The 19,098-nt window shown below is 64.9% G+C and carries 15 protein-coding genes; 11 read left to right on the forward strand and 4 right to left on the reverse strand.

The features are described from left to right. Positions 1–23: 23 nt before the first annotated feature. Both OHZ10_RS26380 and OHZ10_RS26385 read right to left on the reverse strand, forming a co-directional pair. Complete coding sequence (locus OHZ10_RS26380; protein ID WP_006483707.1) at positions 24–671, reverse strand: response regulator; 648 nt, start codon at positions 669–671, stop codon at positions 24–26. Next, positions 668–2,782, reverse strand: a complete 2,115-nt coding sequence (locus OHZ10_RS26385) for a PAS domain S-box protein (RefSeq protein WP_174992207.1) — start codon at positions 2,780–2,782, stop codon at positions 668–670. Before OHZ10_RS26385 ends, OHZ10_RS26380 begins: the two co-directional genes overlap by 4 nt. 320 nt (positions 2,783–3,102) lie before the next feature. Between OHZ10_RS26385 and OHZ10_RS26390 the strand changes: the two genes are divergently transcribed. The 3 genes from OHZ10_RS26390 (at position 3,103) to OHZ10_RS26400 (ending at position 5,663) form a co-directional block, all read left to right on the forward strand. Then, entirely contained in the window at positions 3,103–3,573 is a 471-nt protein-coding gene (locus OHZ10_RS26390) for a universal stress protein (protein ID WP_059240602.1), read from the forward strand. A gap of 373 nt (positions 3,574–3,946) precedes the next feature. Beyond that, complete coding sequence (locus tag OHZ10_RS26395) at positions 3,947–4,453, forward strand: cupin domain-containing protein (RefSeq protein ID WP_174992205.1); 507 nt, start codon at positions 3,947–3,949, stop codon at positions 4,451–4,453. A gap of 184 nt (positions 4,454–4,637) precedes the next feature. Beyond that, a complete protein-coding gene (locus OHZ10_RS26400) occupies positions 4,638–5,663 on the forward strand; it encodes a DedA family protein/thiosulfate sulfurtransferase GlpE (protein ID WP_059240600.1) in 1,026 nt (341 codons plus the stop codon). Between the two features lie 190 nt (positions 5,664–5,853). Here OHZ10_RS26400 and OHZ10_RS26405 read toward each other — a convergent pair whose 3' ends face one another. Next, on the reverse strand, positions 5,854–5,994 hold the full coding sequence (locus OHZ10_RS26405) for a hypothetical protein (protein WP_174992204.1): 141 nt from the start codon (positions 5,992–5,994) through the stop codon (positions 5,854–5,856). Between the two features lie 298 nt (positions 5,995–6,292). Here OHZ10_RS26405 and OHZ10_RS26410 point away from each other — a divergent pair, with 298 nt between their 5' ends. The 6 genes from OHZ10_RS26410 (at position 6,293) to OHZ10_RS26435 (ending at position 15,359) form a co-directional block, all read left to right on the forward strand. Further along, on the forward strand, positions 6,293–9,058 hold the full coding sequence (locus tag OHZ10_RS26410) for a type VI secretion system Vgr family protein (RefSeq protein ID WP_342704805.1): 2,766 nt from the start codon (positions 6,293–6,295) through the stop codon (positions 9,056–9,058). A gap of 35 nt (positions 9,059–9,093) precedes the next feature. Further along, entirely contained in the window at positions 9,094–11,043 is a 1,950-nt protein-coding gene (locus tag OHZ10_RS26415) for an esterase/lipase family protein (protein ID WP_174992202.1), read from the forward strand. Between the two features lie 74 nt (positions 11,044–11,117). Continuing rightward, a complete protein-coding gene (locus OHZ10_RS26420) occupies positions 11,118–12,077 on the forward strand; it encodes a T6SS immunity protein Tli4 family protein (protein WP_174992201.1) in 960 nt (319 codons plus the stop codon). Between the two features lie 11 nt (positions 12,078–12,088). Further along, positions 12,089–12,376 carry a PAAR domain-containing protein gene (locus OHZ10_RS26425; RefSeq protein WP_059240597.1) on the forward strand — a complete coding sequence of 96 codons (288 nt, stop codon included), beginning with the start codon at positions 12,089–12,091 and terminating at the stop codon, positions 12,374–12,376. Between the two features lie 451 nt (positions 12,377–12,827). Continuing rightward, the gene (locus OHZ10_RS26430) at positions 12,828–14,210 is read left to right on the forward strand and encodes an amino acid permease (RefSeq protein WP_174992200.1); all 1,383 of its coding nucleotides are present in this window, start codon (positions 12,828–12,830) and stop codon (positions 14,208–14,210) included. A 213-nt stretch (positions 14,211–14,423) separates the two neighbouring features. Continuing rightward, positions 14,424–15,359, forward strand: a complete 936-nt coding sequence (locus tag OHZ10_RS26435; RefSeq protein ID WP_174992199.1) for a universal stress protein — start codon at positions 14,424–14,426, stop codon at positions 15,357–15,359. A gap of 499 nt (positions 15,360–15,858) precedes the next feature. Here the strand turns inward: OHZ10_RS26435 and OHZ10_RS26440 are convergent, their stop codons facing one another. Further along, complete coding sequence (locus OHZ10_RS26440) at positions 15,859–16,293, reverse strand: hypothetical protein (protein ID WP_059240594.1); 435 nt, start codon at positions 16,291–16,293, stop codon at positions 15,859–15,861. Positions 16,294–16,840: 547 nt separating this feature from the next. Between OHZ10_RS26440 and OHZ10_RS26445 the strand changes: the two genes are divergently transcribed. Together OHZ10_RS26445 and OHZ10_RS26450 are read left to right on the forward strand one after the other, a co-directional pair. Then, positions 16,841–17,095 (forward strand): DUF3562 domain-containing protein, encoded by a 255-nt coding sequence (locus tag OHZ10_RS26445; RefSeq protein ID WP_059240593.1) that lies wholly within the window; start codon positions 16,841–16,843, stop codon positions 17,093–17,095. 190 nt (positions 17,096–17,285) lie between these two features. Then, positions 17,286–19,085 (forward strand): methyl-accepting chemotaxis protein, encoded by a 1,800-nt coding sequence (locus OHZ10_RS26450; protein WP_059240592.1) that lies wholly within the window; start codon positions 17,286–17,288, stop codon positions 19,083–19,085. Positions 19,086–19,098 lie beyond the last annotated feature (13 nt).

A 19,098-nucleotide genomic window follows, 5' to 3' on the forward strand; every position in this document is an offset into this window, starting at 1 on the left:
CCGGCCGGGCCCGCGATACCGGGCTAGACGTCGTCCGTTTCGTCGAGCAGCTTGTGCCGCATCGCGTAACGCACCAGTGCCGCTTCGTGCGGCATCTGCATCTTTTCCAGGATCCGGGTCTTGTAGGTGCTGACCGTCTTCGCGCTCACGCATAGCGCGTTCGCGATCTCGGTCAGCGTCTGGCCGGCGGCGATGCGCCGGAACACGTCGAATTCCCGGTCGGACAGCCGCTGGTGCGGCAGCGTCTCGGCCGGCTCGTTCAGGCTCTGTGCGAACTGCTCGGCCATCGCGAGGCTCACGTAGACGCCGCCCGACGCCACCTTCGTGACCGCGCCGACCAGCTCCGCGCTCGCGCTTTCCTTCGTCAGGTAGCCGGACGCGCCCGCGCGGAACGCGCGCACCGCGTATTGCTGCTCCGCGTGCATCGTCAGCACGAGCACGCGCAGCGCGGGCTTCTCGTCCTTGATCTGCTTGATCAGTTCGACGCCGTTGCGGCCCGGCATCGACAGGTCGAGCACGAGCACCTGCGCGGGCGTCGCGCGCACGAGCGCGATCGTCGACGGGCCGTCGCAGGCTTCGCCGGCCACCTCGAATCCGGTGGCGTTCTGGAGAATGTGCCGCAGACCGTCGCGTACGAGCGTATGGTCGTCGGCGATGAGCACCTTGATCATGTGATGAGCGTTTCCTGTTGAACGGTGCTGAGCGGAAATGCAACGGTAATCGAAAAACCGCGCGCGAGCGCGGTGTCGATCGTCACGGTGCCGCCCAGCATGTGTGCGCGTTCGCGAATGCCGATCAGGCCGAACGATTTGTCCTCGTGGGCCGGACCGCCGGGCGCTGCGCCGCGGCCGTTGTCCGCGACGCGCAGCACGCAAAAGCCTTCCTCGATGTCGAGCCGCAGCGCCACGCGCGTCGCATCCGCATGGCGCGCGACGTTCGTCAGCGCTTCCTGGACGATGCGGAACAGCGTGGTTGCGCCTGCGCTGGTGAACGTGAGGCCTCCGGTTTCGATGTGGCGCTCGACATCGATGCCGTAGCGGTTCGTGAAATCGTTCGCGAGCCATTCGATCGCCGGCACGAGGCCGAGATCGTCGAGCATCACCGGCCGCAGGTCGGCCGCGATGCGCCGCACCGACGCGACCGTCGCGTCGATCAGCCGCCGCATGCCCTGCAGGTGCGACTGCACGCCTTCGCCGGGCTGCGCATGGCCGGGCATGCGCAATTGCTGCTCGACGACCGACAGGTCCATCTTCAGCGCAGTGAGCTGTTGCCCGAGGTCGTCGTGCAGTTCGCGCGCGATGCGCGTCTTTTCCTCTTCTCGCACGTTCTGCAGGTTCGCCGACAGTTCGCGCAACTCCTCGCGCGACTGCTTCAGCGCGTTCTCGGCACGCAGCCGCTCGGTGATGTCGCGCAGCATCACCGTATAAAGCTTGCCCGACGCGTCGCGGATCTGCGAGATCGACGCCTCGATCGGAAACTCCTCGCCGTTCGCGCGCAGCCCGAACAGCACGCGCTGGCGGCCCATCTGCCGCTCGGACACGCCCGTCACGCCGAACTGGTCGACGTGCTTCGCGTGCGCGGCGCGGAACCGCTCGGGGATGAAGCGCGACAGCGGCGCACCGATCGCTTCCATCGCGGACACGCCGAACACCTGCTCGGCCATCGGATTGAAGATCACGACCGTCTGCTTCTCGTCGATCGTGATGATCGCTTCCATCGACGAACGGATGATGCCCATCATCCGCGCCTCGTTGAGGATGCCGCGGCTGCTCGCGCCGGCATCGGCGGCCGCGCCGGCGCGGCCGCGCACCAGCGCATGGACGAGCACCGCGAATGCGATCGACGCGATCAGCCCCGCGCCGAGCACGGTGCCGGCCGCGCGCTGCGCGCCGGTCGCGCTCGGGCGGCCGTCGGCGGAATAGGCGAGCGTCAGCACGGTGCCGCCGAAATTCAGCACGTCGGTGCGCCGCAGCAGGTCGGGCGATGCCGACGCCTCGTCGGTCGTCGTCTCGAGGCTGCCGATTACGCGCGAATCGCCGCCTGCGGTCATCCACAGGTCGATCCCGCGTTCCGCGTCGAGCGCGCGCTCCACCAGCCGCCGCGGGCTCAGCGCCGCGAACAGCACGCCGTCGGCACCGGCCTCGCGCGTGCCGGACGGCGTGGCGGCCGCGCGCGGCGACGTGGTCACGGGCAGGAACAGCGTAAGGGTGCGTGCGTCGCGCGAGGTATCGTCGTCGACCGGGTGGACGCCGAGCGCGATGTCGCTGGTCTGCAGCGCGCGCGTCAGCGGCGCCGCGTCGGACGCGCCGAAGCGGACGACCGGCGAGTTCGACGCGGGCGCGCTGAGCGCCGCGGCCGCGAGCGGACCGGGCGGCAACGGCTTCGCGCCGGCGAGGGCGCTGCGGGTGGCGGGCGACAGCGGTGCATAGCCGATCTGACGGACCGGCGAGCGGCCGCTGTCGAGATCGAGCGTCTCCGCATAGCGGCGCCATTGCTCGGGCGTCATGTCCGGGACGAGGCCGAACGCGCCGCGCGCGCCTTCGAGCACGGCGACGCCGGCCTGCAACTCGTGGCGCAGCATCGCGGTCACGTGCGTCGTGCGGCGTTCGAAACGCGTACGGACGGCGCCTTGCCACTGCTCGCGCACCAGCAGCGCAACGCCGAGCGACAGCACGGCGCCGGCGCACAGCGCAACGACGCCGGCCGCGAGCGGCTGGCGTAACATGATCTGGAGGCGCGTGGGCCCTCGGGCGTCACGCGTCGGGGTTCCACTGGCGGTCATTCGATGGCCATTCTGTTGTTCGGGCTGCCCGGGGCACTCGGGCAGCGCGGCAAAACCGGGGAAAACTCGCACCGGCTGCGTGCAACGACTATTTTCAAGATGAAATTGTGCGCGTTTTACACGTTTTTTGTAATGGGGTCAGCAGAAATTGCGGCAAATGGCGTGAAGCAGCGGGCGCGCCGGCCGCGCTTGACGCGCATCAACGCGCGCGTCGGCACGTGGGGCAGACTGTTCGGCAGGCGAGCCGGCATCGGGCCGGCTTGCGGTAACGGGCCGCCGTGGCGCCAGGCGCGACGCGTGCCCGGTCGGAGGGACGGACCATGTACAAGCGGATTTTCGTCGGGCTCGACGGCAGCCCGAGCGCGCGTCTCGCGCTGAACGAGGCGATCCGGATCGCGGCGGCGTCCGGCGGTGAAGTGACCTGCGCGTATGTTGTCGAACATCGGCCGCAACTCGTCGATGTGGACGCAGGTTTCGCGGCCGAGCGCGACGGCGATGCGGCCGCGACCGATGCCGCGACGCCGGTGCTCGACGATGCGAAAGCGGTGCTCGCGCAGCAGCATGTGCAGGGCACCGTGCGCGCGCTCGATGCGTACGGCGAGGACGTCGCGACGGTGCTGATGCGCACGGCGGCCGAAGCCGACGCCGACCTGATCGTGATGGGCACCAGCGGGCGGCACGGCCTGCGCCGGCTGTTGCTCGGCAGCGTCGCGGAATCGCTGCTGCGGGCGGCCGACCGGCCCGTGTTGCTGGTGCGGCACGGCGAGCCGGGCGCGACGGCGGCCGCGTAGCCGTATGCGGTACGCGTCGATGCATGCACTGCCCGAGCAGGACGCAGCTGTATGCACTTGTGCCGCACATCTGCCCGATGAAACACGCGAAGCGCTGGCCGGCGCTTCGCGCGCAAGCGCGGCTGTCGCCGTTGTCGCAGCTGTCGCAGCGCGCCGGAAGCGGGCGCCGCGAACCCGCCCGCAGGACCGGGATTGCACGCGCGAGGTTGCATCCCTGCATGCAGTTCTGGCAGCATCGGCCGGTGTCCGCTTGTTCGCCGCGTGCATGGCCGCGGCGATCGACGCAGGGGCATCCGGCTGGAACCGGTCGCACGGGTAATGAACCGGGCCGGCCGCCGGATGCCGGTTTCCTACCTTACCGACGTCATCCGCCATGCCGATTTCCGCCACCGACCTGATTCGCCAGTTCGACCTGCAGCCGCATCCCGAAGGCGGCTATTTCCGTGAAACCTACCGCGCGGCCGATCCGGTCGTGCGTCCGGCCGACGGCGCGCCACGCGCTGCGTCGACCGCGATCTACTACCTGTTGTGCGACGGCGCGTATTCGTCGTGGCACCGGATCCGTTCCGACGAAGTCTGGCATTTCTACGCGGGCGACCCGATCGAAGTGTGGGTGCTCGACGAGCGCGACGGGCTGACGATCCACCGGCTCGGCAACCCGCTCACGCATCCGGGCACCGTGTTCCAGGCGGTCGTGCCGGCCGGCAGCTGGTTCGGTGCGCGTTGCGCGTCGCCGGAGCATGTTGCGCTCGTCGGCTGCACGGTTGCGCCGGGGTTCGAGTTCTCGGAATTCGAGCTGGCGGATGCGGCCGCGCTGGCCGCCGCGTTTCCCGACTACGCGGAGCATGTCGCCCGGCTCGCGCCGCGTCCCGACGTGTGACTGTCACGGAAGTGCCGCCATCGGCGCAAAGCCCGCGCCGATGGCCGGTGTTCCGCGCGATCGCGGCCAAACCCGTTTAGAATGCGCGTGATGCACCGGTCGGTCGCGGACGTGCCGCGGCGGCCGTTGCGCAGCCGTCCGACGGCCTCGTCGCGCGGCCCGCATGTCTTCCAGGAGCGCCGCCGTGTGGCACTTTCCGATTGCTATTCCATCGTCGCTCGGCCCATGGGCCGTGTTCGCGAGCGTGTTGATCACGCAGCTCGGCGTGCCGGTGCCGGCCGTACCGATGCTGATTCTCGGCGGCACGATGGCGGCAATGGGGCAGGCATCCTGGGTCAGCATGTTCGCGGCGGCGATCGGCGCGACGATGCTGGCCGATTCGCTGTGGTTCTTCATGGGCCGCACGCGCGGCCGGCGCCTGCTGAATGGCCTCGTGCGCTTCTCGCTGTCGCTCGACACGACGCTGCGCTTTGCCCGTAACGTATTCGAAAGGTACGGCGCACCGCTGCTCGTGCTGTCCAAATTCCTGCCCGGCCTCGGCCTCGTGTCGGCGCCGCTGCTCGGCACGACAGCGATCGGCGTCGGCGTGTTCCTGTTCTGGGATCTGGCTGGTGCGTCGCTGTGGGCCGCGTTCTGGCTGGTCGGCGGTGCGGCCATTCACGACCAGATCGTCCAGTTCGTGCTGTGGGTGCGCGCGAGCGGCGGCACGATCCTCGACGCGTTCCTCGCGATCTTCATCACGTTCCTGCTGTACCGCTGGGTGCGCCGCGTGCAGTTCCGCCGCTATCTCGCGCAGGTGCGCATCTCGCCGCCGCAGCTCGTCGAGATGATGACGTCGGACGAACCGCCGCTGATCTTCGACGCGCGGCCGAAAGCGATCCGCGAGCGCGAGCCGTACCGGATCGCCGGCGCGGTGCCGGTCGATCTCGATTCGCCGGACCTGCTCGATCCGGAATTGCTGAAACGGCCGATCGTCGTCTATTGCGTGTGTCCGAACGAAGCCACGGCCAAGCGCCTGATCGCGAAGATGCAGCGCAAGAAGATGATCCACAACATCCGCGCGCTGAAGGGCGGCCTCGATGCGTGGGAGAAGCACGGCTTCCCGGTCGAACCGATGCCGGCCGATCTCGATGCATCGCGTTATTTCGTGCGGCCGGATCACGGTGCGCTCGAAGGCGAATATACGGTGCGGGCGACGTTGTCCAAGTGACGCTCGAAAAGGTCATTTCTCACGCCCGAGCGCGTGCCGTGTTGCCCCCACGCCCCCTCGATTAACGACTTCATAACCCGCATCGCCGCATCCGGACAGATCGCCGCGCGCCTTTCAGGCGGCAACAATAGCGACCTGACCCGCGACGTCATTTCCCGCAGTTGGTTAGCGGGCAGCGCAGACAGGGTTTTCAGTTGTTCACAAAGTTCACACGCTTGCGGATTATCTTGCGCGACGCCGGTGAGCCTTTATCCAGTCGTTTTCCCGGGCGGATCACCCGCTGAAGTTGCGTCTCGCCATTGACTGCGCCGATTTTCATTCTTGCAGTCATTGAGTATCGTAGACGGCGAAAAGGTGTTGCCGGTATTGCGTTGGGCGTTCGACCTTCGGCCTGATATGGCGTTGCCAATTTGTCGATCGATGATTTGATCGTTGCTCGCGTTAATGCTGAAAGTAGACCCCGCGCAAATTCTTGGTGACAGCGACGTGTAAATGATTGCCTGACGTTCGTCGCTTGAGTTTCATTAATCTGAGATAAACTCGCGCAAGAGCGACTTTACGTCGCCACCGGCTGACCGTCTGTTTTTGTGTCGCTGTCGTGACGGTCGAACCTGAGAGAGAAAACGACAATGGATATCAGACCGTCCGCACTCGGGGACCTGGCATCGCGCGACCTCCGTGAGGCGATCAACAGGGGCGTTTTGCAGCAGGGGCGTCTGTTGATGCTCGATACGCCACTTGGCAAGAACACGCTGGTGCCATTACGGGCACGCGGATCGGCCAGAATCGGGCGCGATTATTCGTATACGATCGACGTTGCGTCGACACGCGACGATACTGCGCTGCTGTCGCTGATGCACCAGCCCGTTACGCTGCAGATTCAGCAGGTCACTGCGCCCTTTGCCGTTCCCGTTTATCGTCCGGTCCATGGTTTCGTGCATCGGGTCGCCTATCTGGGCGGAAACGGTGGACTTTCGACGTACCAGATCGAGTTTTCGTCGGCGCTGGTCTTCCTTGAAAAAACCCATAACGAAGAAGGCTGGCTCGAGAAAGACGCCCGGGAAATCATTTCCGACGTGCTCGATCGGTATCCGCAATTGCGCGGGCAGTATCGTTTCGCCCTGTCGTCCGATCCTGTCAAGCGTTCATGGTGCAGGCAGAGCGAATCCGATCTTCACTTCGTGAACCGCCTGGCCGAGGCCGAGGGTTGGTATTTCTACTGGAGCCACGAAAGCGGTGAAACACCCAGGACGACGCTCGTCGTCGTGGACCGCGTCTCGACACTGCCCGACGCAAAGCCGGTCGAATTTATCCGCGCAAACGACAGCAACGAGTCCGACGGCTTCGCCCATTGGGCCGCCGTGCAGACGATGCAGAGCACGCGATACCTGTCACGTGCGTTTGACTACAAGCGGCCCGCTTCCGATTTTCAGGTTGAGAGCGCGCTCGCCGCGACAAATTTTGTTGCGGACGAGCCTCGTCAGAACGTCGAGCAAAGCGTTCCTGACGCGCCGATGACGGTTTATGAATCGACGGCCTACGGATATTCCAGCTCGGACACGGGTGAGGCGCGCGCGAGACGGCGAGTGCAGGTATGGGACGCGCGTGCAAGCCGATATTTCGGTGTAGGCGGCGTGCGTTGGCTCGATGCCGGTTCGAGGTTTGTGTTGAACGGACATCCCCGTCACGGAGACGGCGATGCGAAGAAGCGGGAGTTTCTGACCGTTGAGGCGCGCTGGTACATCGAGAACAACGTGCCGGTCGGCCAACAGATCGTCGAGTTTCCACAAAGTCTTCGCGCAACGCTCGCCGAACAGCAGGCGATTCACCACGAGCGATTCAATACACCCGGACATGAGGCCGATGGCTCGGCAGGATTTTTCGTGCTTGAAGTCGAGGCGCAGCCCGCGACGGTCGAATACCGGAGCCCGCTGGATCATCCCAGGCCGGTCATGTCCATCGAACATGCGCTCGTCGTGACGCCGGACGGTGCGGAAGCGTGGACGAACGACCGGAACCAGATCAGGGTGCATTTCGCGTGGGATCACAAGAATCCGGCGGACACCTTCAATTCGTCGCCATTGCTGTTGTCGCTTCAATCCGATACGGGCAACGGTTACGGCGCGGTTCACGTTCCAAGAGCGCGCGAATGGGTCATCGTCGGCTACTGGAACGGTGACTGCGACAAGCCGTTCGTATTGGGACGTATCAATGGCGGCACGACGCCGTCTCAATGGCATTCAAATGCGTTGATGTCCGGGTTCCAGTCGGAGGGGTTCGGCAAGACCGGCGCCTACAACTCGCTTGTCCATGACGATTCCACGAATCAAAGCGGGACGCGGCTGGTCAGCTATACCGGCAAAAGCTATGCGGCCCTGACGCAGGGCTACCTGATCAAGCACGACGGCAACACGCGTGGCCAGTATCTGGGTGCCGGTTTCATCCTGCACGCTGACGAGTTCGGTGCGATTCGTGCCAGCAAGGGGTTGTCCATCAGCGCCCATTCGAAAGCCTACGACGACGAACAAATGGGCGTGGAAGAGGCGCGATCGCGGTTGCAGCAGGCGGAGATGCTGATCGAATCGCTGTCTAGCGCAAGCACGACCGCTCAGGCGGAATCGCTGCAAACCGGACAGGACGCGCTCAAGACGCTGTCGAAGGATATCCGGCACCCGGTGTCGGGAGATACGTCAGGCGGGATAACGGCGGGCGGTGGCACCGGCAGCGCCAACGGATTTGCGCAACCGAACATCCTGGTATCGACGCCGAAAGACATTGCACTGGTCGCGGACAACTCGGCGCATATCGTGGCGGAGAAAGAGGTCAACGTCGTCAGTAACGAGAATACGTATGTTGCAACGGGGAAGTCGCTCGTTGTGGCGGCCGCGGAAAAGGTCAGCTTCTTCGCGCAGAAACTGGGGGCATTCTTCGTCACGGCGAAAGGTCCGATCAAGCTCTCGGCCAATACGGACGACGTGAACGTCAACGCGGGCAAAGACGTGACCGTGAAGGCCAAGCGCATTGTGCTCGATGCCGATGAAATCATCGTCAAGGCGGGTGGCTCGTACACGAGATGGGTGGCGGCGGGTATCGAAGACGGCACGCAAGGTCCGCGCACGATCAAATCGGCGTCGCTCAGCAGGCAAGGGCCGAGTTCGATTGCGCAGCACATGAACAGCCTGCCGCAGACCAAATTCAACGATCCGTACGTGCTGCGCGATCGTATCTCCGGCGAAGTGCTGAAAAACCACCCGTACGAATTGATTCGCGGAGACGGCACGCGCCTGACCGGGATGACGAACGAACTGGGGCATGTGGCCGAACAGAAGAGCGAGGATATCGAGAAGCTGGCGGTGCGTGCATTGCGGCCGAAACCGAACGGCCCTGCGGCGTGAATCCGATAAACGATGCGCGAATTTGAAGAACGACAATGAGCGATAACACAAATCAATCCGGGGGCGGCTCGCCGTTCAGCGACGCCGAGCAAGACGTCGTGCGGCAAGTAGGGCGCACGGACAAGGACGGCGCATCAACCGGGCATTTCACGCTGACGCCCGCCGACGACACGCGGAGCAAGGAATTGCTGTGCGACGTACGGCCGATCATTCCGGTGATCTTCCTGCCAGGCGTGATGGGTTCGCCGTTGGTCAACAAGGATACCGGCGACGAAATGTTTTTCGCGCCGAACACGGACGGGATACTCGGGAAGGCTGGCGCATTGCCGGCGCTGATCGGCATGTGGTTCAAGGGCGCGTCCACGCGGGAAAAGCAGTTCGACCCGACGCTGGCCGCAGTGACTCCGTTTGGCCCGATTCGCGCCGGCAAGCTCCAGAAGGACGACAAGGAAGACCAGTATGTAGACGAGGCAGAGGCGCGTCGACGCGGCTGGGGTTCAGTGTACCGATCGAGCTATCAACCAATGCTGGCGTGGCTGGAGGAACAGCTGAACGAGCCCATGCACCTGGGGGAGACCAAGGGCGCATGGGTCGAATCCGACCCAGACGGCAAAAAGTGGACGCTCAAGCCCGTCCTGGGCACCGAACCGGCAGAATACGGGGCAACCGATGCCGGTGCCCAACACCGAGGACATGCACTCACGAAAGACTCGGAGGCGTTCAAGAAGTTCATGAAATACCGGTACCGGGTCTATGCGATCGGCTACAACTGGCTGCAATCGAACGAGAAGTCGGCACAGGACGTGATCAAGGGACAGGATTTCAAGGACAAGAAGACCGGCAAGACGGCACGGCTGATGGGGATCACGGAGATCATCGCGGAGAACGACAGCGGCAAGGCGATCATCCTCACGCACTCGATGGGCGGGCTGGTCGCACGGATGGCGATCGCGATGCACGGTGCGGCGGACCTGATGCACGGTGTGTTCCACAACGTGCTGCCGGCGACCGGCGCGCCGATCGCGGCCAAGCGGTTCCGAACCGGTGGCGGCAGCGAGGGCGGAATAGACGGCTTCATCAATGGCGCCCTGCTCGGCAGCAACGCGGACGAGTTCGTGGCGGTGGCCGCGAACGCGCCGGGGGCACTCGAACTGTTGCCGATGCCGGATTACCACAACGGGGAGGCGTGGTGGATCTTTTCGCGGCTCGACGGCACTCCGGTTATGAAATTTCCGAAGGAAGGGAGTGCATACAAGGAGATTTATGCCAATACCAAATGGTACGGATTGGTGCCGGACGAATCAGTATCGCTACTCGATCCGAAAGGAATCGTGAAAAAGCGGCTGGACGATTTGGGACGTGGCGATACGGTTCTAAGTAATTTCAAAACGTTGATGGGAGACGTCGTTACGGTAAATCAAAATAATATAAAAAATAAATACCATGACAGGACTTACATCTCCTACGGCGACGGCGCTTTGCTGCCTAAAGAGCAAGCTACCTCAAGCAATGAGTCAAGCAAACCTGCGATCGAGAATGGCAAGAAGCTCGACGAACTGTTGGCATGGGGTACGGTGATCTGGAAGGGCAACGTGCCGGCCAGCGTGACGGAGGAAGAGTTGCGCGCTGCACGGTTCCTCGGCGAGAAACACGACGATTCTCACACCGGGACGCTGCGCGTTCACCTAGACTCGCACAACGTTACGGTCGAATTCGAGGTGCAGAAGGTGGCGAAGCTGCCGCCGGGCAGCGACGCTCCCGATCCCAAAAAAAATGGCATCGTGCCGGGTGATGGTACGGTGCCAGTCTGGTCAGCGGAAGCCCCTGCGCACGGCGTTGAGGGTGGCGCAGCCCACGGCGTGCAAATGGTATTTGACCAAGGAGGCTATGTGCATCAGGAAAGCTATAACCATCCGTGGGCGCGCTGGGCGCTCCTCTACAGCATCGTGCAAATCGCGCAAGATGCCCCGGAGCCGAAATGTTGACGAGAATTGGCCGACTCCTGTTCTTAATGATGGGCGTGTGCGCCTGTTCGATGACCTTTTCAGTGGAACCAACGATGACGAATCCCTTGTTGTCCAAGCCACGCCCGTGGTGCATCGGCCGCTTTGTTTTCGGCCGGCCTGCAGCAAGCGAAATCTCGAATCAGCGGTACGCGTTTCGAGGAGAGAAACTGGAGACGCAACACAATGCGTCAATTACCACATATCGAGCAAAAATAGGCGATTTGGAAAAATCCCTGATCACAAACAAGCGTATCGATCCGAGCGACAATAATAAACCGACGAATCATTCCTGGCTGGAAGCGGAGGTTTCGCCACGAGGCGACTCCAAAGCTTTTGTTTATCAGATGTCACACACCGATGGAATAAAGCTGTCGTTTAAATCTGAGGGTTTCGTTTTTGACGGCGAGGAAATATTTCATACAACCGGATCATTTGGCCCGGATGCATTGAGTAAATTCAAGGGGTTTTATACTGATCTCTATCCGCGCATCAAGTCGCGCGACAACTGGTCGGTTCCAACCGAATCGGGCTTCTGCTTCGATGGCGGAATCGTCACGGGGTCTTCAACCTATCCTGAAGAAGCCAGCCAGTCGTTCGCGCTGATGCCGGGACGGCCGGCATTACTCGTGATCCAGATGCGCAAATCGATGAGCGAGGACCAAGGTCAACCATTGACCAAGACGCTTCCTGAACTGCGCGCGAAGATGGATCAGGTATCGAGCGGCAGCTACCGAATCCTGCGACAAGGCAAACGCACGGTGGCCGGGATGGATGCCGAAGAAGTGCTGTTCGCGCTGAAGGAAGGCGAGATCACGTCCTACCGCTTCTACCTGCTCGCGCCGGGCGATCCGAGCACGTTGGCAAAGCCGCACACGGCCATTCAGTTGCTGCTCGGTGCGAGCAGTCCTGATTTGAAGCCTGACGAAGCGACGTCCCCGGTGGACGAAACTGGCGCCCTGCAAACGTGGGACACGCTGCTGAACAGCCTGCGACTCCGTCCTGGCGCGGTGTGAGCGAGGGCGCGATGCGACGCTACGACATTGTGAAAGGCGACACGACGACGGTCGGTGGCATCGTGCAGGGCGGTGACGGACAGGACGTGCTGCACGGTCGCGAACAAGCGTATGAACACGATCCGGTGTGGTGCCCGGTGTGCAAGACACTCGGCGTGATCGTGTGCGACGGCCCACGTCATTCGAGCACCGGGCCGGATGGCCGGCAGTCGGCGCTAAGCGACGATCTCTGTCGGTGCGCATGTCCGACGCCGCCAAAGCTGGTGGCGTCGCAATCGGTCTCCTGTATCGAGATCTGAACCTCCGAATGCGCGCGACATCGCGCGCATTCGAATTCGGCTTCCGGCATTTCACGCACCACGACGCCTACGAAAATCGGCTGACACGAAACCGTTGATCCTCCCTATAATCCCGCCTGCATATTGTGTGCGCTCGATTGCGCACATTCGACGCGTGTTCGTTCACGCCGAAATCGATTGATCCCGTTGTCGCCCGACACGTGCACAGCCGCGTCACACGGGCCGCCCGGGCGTATTCCGTGAAAGGCCCGATCCGTTTTCCGGATTGTTCCGGGAAGTGCGGATAATCCGCGGCGATTCCGATCGGATTGACGCAATATCCATGTCGTTTCTTATTTGGAAAATGACAGCGGAGATTATTTCGTTTTCGGCAGCCGAAATCGGCATGAACGGTCGCGCATTGACATCGACACAATGACGGCGGCCCGTTCGCGGCTGCCAGGAGACGGATTTGAAACAACCAGAAGACCAGCTTCACCGCGGGCTGGAAGAACGGCACATCAACCTGATGGCGCTCGGCGCGACGATCGGCGTCGGCCTGTTCCTCGGCTCGGCCACCGCGATTCGTACGGCCGGCCCGGCCATTCTGCTGACCTATCTGCTCGGCGGCATCGCGATCTTCCTGATCATGCGCGCACTCGGCGAAATGGCGATCACCAACCCGGTCGCCGGCGCATTCAGCCGCTACGCGCGCGACTACCTCGGGCCGCTCGCCGGCTACCTGACCGGCTGGACCTACTGGTTCGTGTGGATCGTCACCTGCATGGCCGAAATCACGGCGGTCGGCGTCTACATGCACATGTGGTTTCCCGGCGTGCCGAACTGGATCTGGGCGCTCGCGGCGCTCATGGCGATGGGCTCGGTGAACTTCATCGCGGTCAAGCTGTATGGCGAATTCGAATTCTGGTTCGCGCTGATCAAGATCGTCACGATCGTGCTGATGATCATCGGCGGCGGGCTGATGATCGCGTTCGGCATCGGCAACGGCGGCATCGCGACCGGCATCTCGAACCTGTGGTCGCACGGCGGCTTCGCCCCGAACGGGATCAGCGGCGTGATCGCCGCGCTGCCGATCGTGATGTTCGCGTATCTCGGCGTCGAAATGCTCGGCCTCACGGCCGGCGAGGCGCGCAACCCGGAAAAGTCGCTGACGAAAGCCGTGAACTCGGTGTTCTGGCGCGTGCTGATTTTCTACATCGGCGCGCTGTTCGTGATCATGTCGCTCTATCCGTGGGACCAGATCGGCACGCAGGGCAGCCCGTTCGTGATGACGTTCTCGCGGCTCGGCATCCCGGCCGCCGCCGGCATCATCAATTTCGTCGTGCTGACCGCGGCGCTGTCGTCGTGCAACAGCGGCCTGTTCAGCACCGCGCGGATGCTCTACAACCTCGCGCAGCAAGGCCAGGCGCCGGCCAAGCTCGGCCGGGTGAACCGCAACGGCGTGCCGGTGTATGGCGTGATCGTGTCGGTCGCGCTGCTGTTGATCGGCGTGCTGCTCAACTATCTCGCACCGCAGCACGTGTTCACGTGGCTCACGTCGGTGTCGACGTTCGGCGCGATCTGGACGTGGTGCGTGATCCTGATCGCGCAGATGCGTTTTCGCCGGACGCTGTCGGCCGACAAGGTCGCGCGTCTGCCGATCCGCGTACCGCTCTATCCGCTCGGGTCGTTCGTCGCGCTCGGGTTTCTCGCGCTGGTCGTCGTGCTGATGGCATTCACGCCCGATACGCGCGTCGCGCTCGTGATCGGGCCGGTATGGATCGTGCTGCTCGGCATCGCGTACGCGCTGTTCTACGCGAACCGTCCGGCCGCCTCGGTGCCGACCAAGTCGTAAGCAGGGCGGGCGGGGTGCCGCGCGATCGTTGATCGCGATCATGCACGCACGGGCCGGACGACCTATGCTGAACGAACGCATCGCTTGTCCGCGCTTCGCGTGGCATCCCGCCGATCCCTGCGATCGCGGCGCCTGTCCGGCCGCCGCGCGCCGCTTCCGCGCGAAGCTCCCGTCGTCGTCCGGCGACGACGCGCACGCACGGAGGCCTTCGCCATGCAGCCTGCCCAGTCCATCCCGACGCTCGCGCGGATCGCGCTGGCCGTCGATTCGACGCCGGAATCCCTGTCCGCCGCGCACTATGCGCGCACGCTGATACGCCCGGGCATGCGATTGCGCATCGTCTGCGCGATCGACAACCCGCGTCTCGTCCTGCCCGACATTCCGCGCATCGACGCGTTGCTGACATCCGCACGCGAGGACATGACACGCGAAGCGCAGGCCATCAGCGCGAAAATCGCGGCGCTGTTCGCCGACAGCGGCGTCGAGGTCGAGCAGGTCATCGTCGATACGTCGGTCACGGGTGGCACGGTTGCCGATGCGCTGGTGAACGATACGTCGACGTGGCACGCGGACGTACTGGTGGTCGGTGCGAATCCGCATCACGGGCTGTTGCGGCTCGTCGAAGGCGCGATGTCGGACACGCTGACCAAACGTGCGCGCTGCGCGTTGCTGATCGTGCCGGCCGCCTATGCGCGGCCGTCGGACGGCACGCTGCAGCGGCTGATGTTCGCGGTCGACGGCAGCGAGCCGTCGCTGCACGCGGTGCACGTCGGGCTCGGGTTCGCCGCGCCGACGACGCTGCTGTATGCGGCGTACGTGATCGATCGCGCGGTTCGTCTGACCGATGTCGTGCCGGTGCGCGCGCTCGAGGACGCCTACCGCGCGGAGGGCGAGGATGCGCTCGCGAAGATCGGCCCGCTGTTCCATGCGACCGGGAATCCGACCAAGCGCGGCGTCGTCGAAACGCATCCGACCAGCGACGACGTGGCCCATGCGCTGATGCGCGATGCCGTGCACTGGCGCGCGGAGCTGCTGGTGGTCGGCACGCATGGCCGCCGCGGCATCGCTGCCTGGCTGATCGGCAGCGTGGCGCGGCGCGTGGCGCACCTCGCACAGGTGCCCGTGCTGCTGGTGCGCGGCGCCGGGTGAATCGCGCGTCGATGCGAGCGAAGCGGGGTTGGATTGACCTGCATCAGAAACGGCACGCACATCGCGTGAGACAGTGACGGAACATCCGGCGACGCAGCCGGTCTGTCGTGCAGGTGCGACGACGACCGCGCATGCCGCGCGCGACGATCCTCGTCGCATTCGACGCCGCCACATCATTTTCGGGAGCCGCGCCGCGCGTTTGTCCGGCGCGTCATCCGACCGGGAACTCTCTGGCACGAGGGTAGGCAGCCGATGGCTGCCTTGGAGGACGGGCGGGGTGCAAGTCACCCCGTCCGCTTTCCGCCTGGCTGGCCCCGTCGGATTCACTTCCCCGCAGGAATTTTTATATGGGCGGCCGCAAGGCGCGGCGCGTCATGGCGCGCGGTCGTGTCGATACGAACCGCGGTGAAGATGCACGCAGGCACACCGGTGCTGCATTCGTGCGGCAGCGACGTCGCGGTGCGCGCGGCCTCGTGCCGCGCGTTGGCTGCCTGCGCGTTCAGCAGGTACGAAGAATCGATCGCAGGTCGTGACGGCGGGCTGCGCCGCGCCGTACCCGCGAACGCGGGCGTACGACATGCAGTGGCGCGCATGCGCTGCACGTGCGACTGCGCAGACGGTTTGCATGCGGCCAGCCGGGGCGCGCCTTGCGACGTGGCTCCGATACGGCCGGCGCGTCGGCTGCGTTTCGCGCGCAGAGTGCCGCCGCGAATCGTTGCAACGCGAGGACCGACCCCGCGACGCTCTGGTACTTTTCGCGGCCGATCTGCCCGTCGAGCGTGACGAGCAACCCGGCCTCGCGTGCGAGCGCGAGCAAGGTGTCGAGGTCGTCGGGCGGGCGGTTGCCGGCCGACCCGGTCCGGGCGGGCAGGGCGCGCGCGTTGCCCGACGCGCGCCGCTGGCCGTCCCGGCCGGTGAAGTTGCGATGTGCCATGGCTGGTCTCCTGCGCCAGAGACCCCGCGTGCCGGCTCGATGGCCGGCTGGGCGATGTCCCGGTATGAACCTCTCGTTCATGTGATCAGTATCGTGTGGCGGTGGCGCGCTGCCAAGCGGCGCGCGCTGAAGTCGCTGTCAGGAAATTGCGCGACCCGTATCGGAATCCGCTGACACGCGCGGCGGTCGATCGCCCGCTTCGATCGTTCGCTCCGACGAATGAACGGCGTGCGCAGGGCGTCGCTTGACGCATGATTTCGGCCGGTCTAAGTTTCCCACTGCATCGACGCAGCCCGGCACGCCATTCGCGGCCCGGCGCCGGTGCCGCGCCCCGGGGTGGCGTGGCAGGATATCCAGTCTCGTTCGCGGGCAGTTTGCGCCGCGAATCATGCGCGGCCGGTTCGGGGACGGACCGGCACGGCGGCACGCAACGTGCCGTTGATCGCGCGCAAACTCGCGCCGGCGCATCGCACGCCGCGCGGCCGACCCGTCTTTAAGCTTCCAGTACCGTCGTTTTTTCCATTCCTCGACTGTCAGGAGTCCGTCGATGTCCAAGGACAATTTGCTCGATTCACTCAAGGAAGCCGCCGAACAGCGCGCGATCGGCGCGGATCAGTTGCGTGCGATGCTCGACGATGAAGTACGCGCCCTGTCGTCCGGGGCGCGCGTGCACGACTACATCCACGTGTTCGCGATCCGGAACCTGCGCGAACGGATGCGCCAGCGGGACGATTTCGACGCCGACACGCAGGCCGGTGCCGCGCCCACGGACGCCGATCCGCGACCGAGCCATCGTCTGTGAGGAGGGGCCGGGCCCGGTGCCCGATGGGCCCGCAGGCCCCGGCCATCCTGACGATCCGCTGACGGCCGTCAACGTCTTTCGTCATACGTTTCACTGAATTGTCACAACGACCTCAAGTAAGCGGCGCGCGTGCCGTTTACCCGGTGAATTGGTCCACCGGGCGTTCGCGCTCCCTTACCGAGTCGTTGCCATGCTCTCGTCCATTCGCGCCCGCATCCTTGCTGCGTGCGTCGCCATTGTCGTATTCGCGCTCGCCGCCACCACGCTGATCAACTATTTCATCGCGCACTCGTACAACGACGACGCGATCGACCGCAACCTGACCTCCGTCGCGAGCGGCCACGTGGTCGGGATCGCCGACTGGGTCGCCACCCGCAGCCGGATGATCGCGTCGCTGCAGGATGCGGCGCTCGCGCCCGATCCGCTGCCGGTGTTCAAGCAGATGGCCACGGCCGGCGGCTTCACGAACGTCTATGCGGGGTACGCCGACAAGGCGTTCCACTTCTCCGACCCGACCGGTATCCCGCCCGACTACGACCCGACCGGCCGCCCGTGGTACAAGCAGGCCGCGCAGGCCGGCAAGCCGGTCGTCACGCCGCCTTACGTCGATGCCGGCACGGGCAACCTCGTCGTCACGTTCGCGGTACCGATCCTGAAAGACGGCGCGCTGAAAGGCGTCGTCGCCGCGGACGTCTCGATGGACACCGTGATCGCCAACGTGAAGTCGATCCGCCCGACGCCTGCGAGCTTCGGGATGTTGATCGACAGCAGCGGGCACGTCGTCGCGCATCCGGACGCGAAGCTCACGCTGAAGCCGGTGGCCGACGTGTCGCCCGAACTCGGCACGCTGGGCGCCGCATCGATCGCAGCCGCGAGCGCGCCGGTCGAGGTGAGCGTCGGCGGGGACGCGAAGCTGGTGCGTGCGAAACCCGTGCCGGGCACCGACTGGTACGCGCTGGTGCTGCTCGACAAGACCGAGGCGACGGCCGGGATGCGCTCGCTGCTGACCGCGTCGCTGATCACGCTGGTCGTGATCGTCGGTATCGCGTCGCTGATCATCGGCGCGATCACCGCCACCGCATTCCGCCGCCTGTCGCAGGTGCGCCAGGCGATGGCCGAGATCGGCTCGGGCGCAGGCGACCTGACGCACCGCCTGCCGGCGGACGGCCGCGACGAAGTGGCCGACATCGCGCGCTCGTTCAACAGCTTCGTCGACAAGCTGAACGACGTGATGCGCCAGATCCGCGACGCCAGCGAATCGGTGCGCACGGCCGCGAACGAGATCGCGGCGGGCAACCAGGACCTGTCGTCGCGCACCGAATCGGCAGCGGCGAGCCTCGAGGAAACGGCGGCATCGATGGAAGAGATCACCGCGACCGTCGGCCAGTCGGCGGCAGCCGCCGGCCAGGCCGACGAACGCGCGGCGGCCGCGTCGCGGATCGCGTCGCACGGCGGCGTGGTCGTGTCGGACGTCGTCGCGACGATGGAGAAGATCGAGGAAGCGTCGGGCCGGATCGGCGACATCATCGGTGTAATCGACGGGATCGCGTTCCAGACCAACATCCTCGCGCTGAACGCGGCCGTCGAAGCGGCACGCGCAGGCGAGCAGGGCCGCGGCTTCGCGGTCGTCGCGCAGGAGGTGCGCAGCCTCGCGCAACGCAGCGCACAGGCCGCGCGCGAAGTGAAGGTGCTCGTCGAATCGACGGTCGCGAGCGTGTCGGCCGGGTCCGGGCAGGTGCGCCAGGCCGGCGACACGATGCGCGAGATCGTGTCCAACGTGTCGAACGTGACGACCATCATCTCCGAGATCACACACGCGGCGAACGAACAGACGCGCGGCATCCAGGAAGTGAACCGCGCGGTGACGCAGCTCGACGAAATGGTCCAGCAGAACGCGGCGCTCGTCGAACAGTCGACCGCTGCCGCCACGGCGCTGCAGTCCCAGGCGAATGCGCTGGCGACGACGGTCGGGCAGTTCAAGGTCGCGTAACGCGGCCAGGCGG

Origin of the sequence: Burkholderia arboris, assembly GCF_038723655.1 — a bacterium.
Lineage (GTDB): Bacteria > Pseudomonadota > Gammaproteobacteria > Burkholderiales > Burkholderiaceae > Burkholderia > Burkholderia arboris.